The sequence below is a fragment of the Actinophytocola oryzae genome (assembly GCF_004364325.1).
Lineage (GTDB): Bacteria > Actinomycetota > Actinomycetes > Mycobacteriales > Pseudonocardiaceae > Actinophytocola > Actinophytocola oryzae.
This window is the reverse complement of the sequence record NZ_SOCP01000043.1, coordinates 1-6,083: the sequence shown is the minus strand read 5'-3', so window position 1 is coordinate 6,083 and position 6,083 is coordinate 1. Positions and strand designations below refer to the sequence as shown.

Annotated in this window: 6 protein-coding genes; 3 read left to right on the top strand and 3 right to left on the bottom strand. The window is 71.0% G+C overall.

What is annotated here, in order from left to right; all coding sequences use genetic code 11:
* Positions 1 to 119: fasciclin domain-containing protein (locus CLV71_RS47315; protein WP_208298078.1), on the top strand; the 119-nt coding region annotated here is incomplete at its 5' end.
* A gap of 72 nt (positions 120 to 191) precedes the next feature.
* On the opposite strand, the gene CLV71_RS47310 is transcribed toward CLV71_RS47315, so the two are convergent.
* The 3 genes from CLV71_RS47310 to CLV71_RS47300 form a co-directional block, all read right to left on the bottom strand.
* Positions 192 to 911, bottom strand: coding sequence for an MgtC/SapB family protein (locus tag CLV71_RS47310; RefSeq protein ID WP_133909548.1), 720 nt, complete (start codon positions 909 to 911; stop codon positions 192 to 194).
* Between the two features lie 338 nt (positions 912 to 1,249).
* Entirely contained in the window at positions 1,250 to 2,728 is a 1,479-nt protein-coding gene (locus CLV71_RS47305) for a potassium/proton antiporter (RefSeq protein WP_133909547.1), read from the bottom strand.
* An 86-nt stretch (positions 2,729 to 2,814) separates the two neighbouring features.
* On the bottom strand, positions 2,815 to 3,165 hold the full coding sequence (locus CLV71_RS47300) for a hypothetical protein (RefSeq protein WP_133909546.1): 351 nt from the start codon (positions 3,163 to 3,165) through the stop codon (positions 2,815 to 2,817).
* 93 nt (positions 3,166 to 3,258) lie between these two features.
* On the opposite strand from CLV71_RS47300, the gene CLV71_RS47295 reads away from it, so the two are divergent.
* Positions 3,259 to 5,175, top strand: a complete 1,917-nt coding sequence (locus CLV71_RS47295) for a potassium transporter Kup (protein ID WP_133909545.1) — start codon at positions 3,259 to 3,261, stop codon at positions 5,173 to 5,175.
* 83 nt (positions 5,176 to 5,258) lie between these two features.
* The gene (locus tag CLV71_RS47290; protein ID WP_166664559.1) at positions 5,259 to 5,804 is read left to right on the top strand and encodes an MEDS domain-containing protein; all 546 of its coding nucleotides are present in this window, start codon (positions 5,259 to 5,261) and stop codon (positions 5,802 to 5,804) included.
* Positions 5,805 to 6,083: the final 279 nt, after the last annotated feature.

Genomic DNA, 6,083 nt, shown 5'->3' with positions numbered 1-6,083 from the left:
AGGTCACCGGCTCCGGCGACAACCTCAAAGTCAACGACGCCAACGTCATCTGCGGCGGCGTCCACACCGCCAACGCCACCGTCTACCTCATCGACTCAGTCCTCATGCCCACCACCTGACCCCAACCCCCCACCAACGCCCACGGCGGACAATGCCCGGTCCGCCGTGGGCTCCTGCCGTTCCGAAGGCGGCTACACCTCGCCGCTGTTGGCGTCCACGCTGGTGGCGGTGAGGATGCCGTCGATGTCGGCCAGCGCGGCGGTGAGCGCGGAGATCGCACCGGAGCCGCGGAGGCTGAGCCACACGGTGACGGTGCGCGAACCGCGTTTGTCGCCGTCGTCCTGGTCGACGGACAGGTCGCCGACGGTGAAGTCGCGGCGCGTGCACTCGGTGAGCACCTGACGCAGCACCCCGCGACCGTCCAGGTAGGACAGTCGGATCGTGGACTGGGCGTACTTCGAGCGGGGCAATCGCGCGGCGAGGGGCGTGAACCCGAACACGACCACGAAGTGCCCGGCGGTCACCACGATGGCGAGCAGCCACAGCCCGGCGCCCGCGGCCATGCCGACCGCGGTGGTGAGCCACACGACGGCCGCGGTCGTGAGCCCGCGCACCGCGTCCCGGCGCACGAAGATCAGCCCGCCGCCGATGAAACCGATGCCGGACACGATCTGCGCGGCGATACGTGACGGGTCGAGCGTGACGTGGTCGCCGAGCACGTCGACGAAGCCGTACTTGGACACCACCATGAACAGCGCCGCGCCCAGGCCGACCAGCGAGTGGGTACGCAGCCCGGCGCTCTTCTGGCGGATCTCCCGTTCGAGCCCGATCGCGGCCGACAGGACGAGCGCGAGGCCGAGTTCGAACACCTGGGTCCAACCCTGCCCCGCCGAGTCGGTGAGCGACGTCATCCGTCCAGGTTAGGTGGTCGGGCGGCGAACCCGTCGAGCCGCAGGTCGGCGACCTGCGGCCCGACGGTCGCCGGGTCGGTCCGCAGGCTGCGCGCGAACGGGTGACGACGTGCAGCGGCCCGGTGATCGCCTGGGGGAGGAGCGCGGGGGACAGGTCGTCGCGGAGCACCCCGTCCCGCTGCCCTCGCCGCACCAGCGCGAAGACGGCCTGGTGCATGCGACGTGCGGAAGGCGGCGTCGAGGGGCGTTGGACCGCCCCGGGCAGCGGCTGCCACTCGCCTGCGACGGCGAGCAGGGGGTACCGCGGTGACACCGCGGCCGGGTGACTGACCGGGTGCTCAGCGGCCGGACTCGCCGAACCACGTGGCGAGCCGGCCCGCGCGGTCGACCGCGCGGATGCGTCGCTCGGTGGCCACGCGCGTGGTCTCGGTGGTGACCACGAGCAGTTGGTCGCCGGTGCGCAGGCGGGTGTCGCGCTGCGGTGCGAAACCGGCGCCGGAGCGGACGACGAGGCTGATCGTGGCGGTGCTCGGCAGGCGCAGCTCGCCGACGTGCACGCCGTGCAGACGTGAGCCGTCGGGCACCCGGACCTGCAGGAGCACGGCCCCCAGCTCGTCGAGCGGCGCCGCGTCCACGTCCACCTCCCGCGCCTGCGCCGACCGCACGAGCCCCAGCCGCCGCGCGACAGCGGGCAGCGTCGTCCCCTGGAGCAGCGTCAGCGCCGTGACCAGGAGGAACACCGTGTCGACGAGACGTTCCGCGCCGGGCACGCCGGTCGCCAGCGGGATCAGGGCGAGCACGATCGGCACCGCCCCGCGCAGACCCGCCCACGACAGGAAGACCTGTTCCCGCCACGGCATGCGGAACGGCACGGCCGACGCGATCACCGACAGCGGACGCGCGAGCAGCACCAGCACCGCACCCGCGGCCAGCGCCGGCAGCAGCGCGCCGCCGAGCCGCTCCGGTGAGGCGTACAGTCCGAGCAGCACGAACAGGCCGATCTGCGCGAGCCAGCCCATGCCCTCCACGAACGACAGCGTGTCGCCGCGGTGGGGGAGCCGCGCGTTGCCCAGCACCAGCCCGGCGACGTAGGTGGCCAGCAGACCGGAGGTGTGCACGCCCTGCGCGGTGACGTACGCGGCCAGGCAGACGGCCATCGTCGCCAGCGGGTACAGGCCGGTCGCGGGCAGCGCGGCACGTCGTAGTGCCTGCGCGCCGAGCCACCCCAGCACGCCGCCGACCAGCCCGCCGACACCCAGCTCGTAGACCGCGAGCAGCGGGGTCCACCAGTGGATCGCGTCCGTGGACGCGAAGAGGATCACCGCGATGAACACCGGGGCGTCGTTGAGGCCGGACTCCAGCTCCAGCGTGCCCGCGAGCCGCTTGCCCACCCCGAGCCCGCGCAGCACGCTGAACACGGCCGCGGCGTCGGTCGAGGACAGCACCGCGCCCCACAGCAACGCGGTGCGCCACTCGAGGTCCAGCAGCAGGTGCAGTGCGCCGCCGGTGACCGCGATGCTCACGCCGACACCGAGCGTGGCGAGCGCGGTGCCCACGCCGAGCGCGGGCCTGACGTCCTGCCAGCGCGTCGTGAGGCCGCCCTCGGCGAGGATGAGGACCAACGCGACGATCCCGAGCGCCTTGGTCAGTTCGGCGTCGTCGAACCGGATGCCGAACCCGGCCTCGCCGAGCACGACGCCGATCGCCAGGTACAGCAGCAGCGACGGCAGCCCCAGCCGCACGGACACGCGCACCGCAAGCACGGACACCAGCAGCACCGCGGCGACAATGCCCAGCACGGTGGTCAGTTCCACCAGGCCACCCCTCGTTCTCGCACCCGATCACGGCGACGGTCGGCAGGCACGCCGCGACCAGCGGGCACCGACGGTGCCCGTGCGACGGCCTACGAGGTGGCGAGCGGTGGGGAGCGGCCCCGCGCGGCGGCGGGAGTCCGCGCGGTCAGGGTGGCCGCGGTGGTGTCCTCGGCCCGGTCGAGCGCGGCGGGCGTCTGCCGGGGCGACGCGCCGGGGTGCACGGCGTCCGGGCCGGCACCCACCGGCACGAACGTGGCACCCGGCACAGCCCAGACCGCGGCCTCGTGGCTTCCCGCCGCGGGGTACTGGGCGTCGTGGTGGCCCGTGAACCCGCTCGGCGCGGTGGCCGTGCCGGGGGTGCAGACGAGCCACGGCAGCGCGAGCGCGACCAGCAGCGCCGACACGGACAACCCGTGCCACCACGTACGCCGTCGCGTCATGCGCTCCCCTCCGGTTGTGGTCACCCTATCCGACCAGATGGACGGCCTGATCGTTCGCGGCGCGGGGGCCCTGGAACGGGTAGCGTCCGGGTCGTGAGTGATCGGCAGGAGGCCGGGCACGACACGGCCCGGCGCGGGCTCGTGGTCGGTGCGCTCGGCGTCGTCTTCGGCGACATCGGGACCAGCCCGATCTACACGCTGCAGACGGTGTTCAACCCCGCCGACCCCCACCCCGTCCCGATCAGCGCCGCCAACGTGTACGGGGTCGTCTCGCTGGTGTTCTGGTCGGTGATGATCGTCGTGACGGTCACCTACGTGCTGCTCGCCACCCGCCTCGACAACGACGGCGAGGGCGGCATCATGGCACTGATCACGATGCTCCGGCGGTGGGGCGCGCAGCGGGGCCGGCGTGCCGCGCTCGTGCTGGCCGGCGTCGGGATCTTCGGCGCGTCGCTGTTCTTCGGCGACAGCATGATCACCCCGGCCATCTCGGTGCTGTCGGCCGTCGAGGGCCTGAAGATCGTCGAGCCGTCGCTCGGCGGCCTGGTGGTGCCGATCACCGCGGCGATCATCGTGGTGCTGTTCCTCGTGCAGCGCAGGGGGACCGCCGCGGTCGGCCGCGTGTTCGGGCCGGTGATGATCACCTGGTTCGTCTCGATCGGCGCGTTCGGGATCGTCGGGGTCGCCGGCCACCCGGAGATCCTGCGGGCACTGTCGCCGACGTACGCGATCGGTTTCCTCGCGGGCCACTTCCACATCGCGTTCTTCGCCCTCGCCGCGATCGTCCTGGCCGTCACCGGGGCCGAGGCGCTCTACGCGGACATGGGCCACTTCGGGCGGCGGGCCATCGCCCGCGGCTGGCTCTTCCTGGTGCTGCCCGCGTGTGTGCTGAGCTACTTCGGCCAGGGCGCGCTGGTGCTCGGCGACGAGTCCGACGTCGCGAGCCCGTTCTTCCTGCTGTTGCCGGAATGGGGCAGGCTGCCGATGGTGCTCCTCGCCACCGCCGCCACGGTGATCGCGTCGCAGGCCGTGATCACCGGCGCGTTCTCGGTCGCCTCACAGGCCGCGCAGCTCGGGTACCTGCCCCGGTTGCGGATCTCGCACACGTCGGCGACCTCACGCGGCCAGATCTACGTGCCGTGGGTCAACTGGATGCTGATGATCTCGGTGCTGACGCTCGTGTTCTCCTTCCGCAGCTCGGCGGCGCTGGCCTTCGCGTACGGCATGACGGTGACCGGGACGATCACGGCCACGACACTGCTGTTCTTCTACACGGCGCACGGGAAGTGGGGCACGCCGGTGTGGTTGCTCGGCATCGGGGCGACCGTGCTGCTCACTGTCGACCTGCTCTTCGTCGCCGCCAACCTGACCAAGCTCGTGCACGGCGGATGGCTGCCGCTCCTGATCGGTCTGACCATGTTCACGGTGATGACGACGTGGCAGAAGGGCCGCAAGATAGTGACGGCCGAACGCGAGCGGCTCGAGGGGTCGCTGCGGAAGTTCGTCGAGGACCTGCGCAGCGGCAGGGAGAAGGCGCGAAAGGTGCCCGGCACGGCCGTTTTCCTCAACCGCGGCAAGGAAACCACACCGCTCGCGATGCGGGCGAATGTGAGTCACAATCACGTCCGTCATGAACACGTGGTCATCATGTCCATTTCGACGGAACCGATACCCCGCGTCGCGCCGGAGGACCGGGCCGTGTTCGACGACCTCGGCTACCGCGACGACGGCATCACCCACGTGACCGTCAGGTTCGGTTACATGGAAACCCCCGATGTACCAAGGGCGTTGGCCTCGCTGGACCCGAAGGGGACCGAGGGCAGGCTCCGGGCCGGATCGGCGTCCTACTTCGTGTCCAAGGTAGAGCTGCAGTGCGGAGACGCGCCCACGATGGCCCGCTGGCGAAAACGCCTGTTCATCGCGACGTCCCTCATGACCGCGGACGCCGCGGAAAGCTTTCTCCTGCCCCGGGATCGCACCGTGGTCATGGGATCCCACATCGACGTGTAGATCCTCTCGACATTCGTGCCGCGAGGAATGACGATATCCGAAGCCATTTTCGCCGCAAGTACGAACAGGAGCGGAGTGAGAAGGTGACGGTGACCCTGGGTGGGGCTGGGCTCGCGCCGCACGACCACGTGTGTGTACTGCACCGGGGCAGGCGGCAGCGCGAGGAGTTGGTGCTGCCGTTCCTGTCCGAAGGGCTCGAGTGCGGGGAGCCCGCGCTGTTCTTCACACCGACCGGGGAGAGCGCGGCCGTGCGGGCCGCCCTCGGCGACCCGGACAACCTCGAGCTGCTGGAGCCCGAGGACAGCTACGTCCGCGCTGGCGCGTTCGAGCCGGACCAGGTGTTCGAGGTGATGGACACCTGGGCCCGCGAGCGCCTGTGCGGAGGTGACGTGTTCGGCCGGGTGGTCTCCGACATGAGCTGGGCGGCGTCGATCACGAGTACGAACCTCGTCGCCGAGATCATCGCGGAGGAACAGGCAGGCAACGGCTGGTGCCGCAGCTACAACCAGGTCGTGATCTGCCTGTTCGACCTCGACCTGTTCGGCGGGGACCTGGTCGTACCGATGATCAGATCCCACCCGAAGACCTGGCTGTCCGGAGTGGTGATCGAGAACCCGGGTTGTGTCTAATTGGCTGTGACATTGGCTCGCTCCGCTCGCGGTGAGCGGGCCTTTACCCGGCGTCTTCCCTCCTGCGCGCGGAAGTCCCTGGGCTCGTACCTCGCGCAGGAACTTCCGTGCTCGTCAGTCCAGACGCCGGCGGCCCGCTCACGGTGACATTGGCTCGCTCCGCTCGCTGGTGAGCAGGCCTTTGTCCGGCGTCTTCCCTCCTGCGCGCGAAGGTCCCTGGGCTCGTTCCTCGCGCAGGGACCTTCGTGCTCGTCAGTCCAGACGCCGGCGGCCCGCTCA

Excerpts from the sequence above, each read along its gene's own strand:
- CLV71_RS47300 (WP_133909546.1), bottom strand. The coding sequence starts at position 3,165 with ATGACGCGACGGCGTACGTGGTGGCACGGGTTGTCCGTGTCGGCGCTG.
- CLV71_RS47310 (WP_133909548.1), bottom strand. The coding sequence starts at position 911 with ATGACGTCGCTCACCGACTCGGCGGGGCAGGGTTGGACCCAGGTGTTC.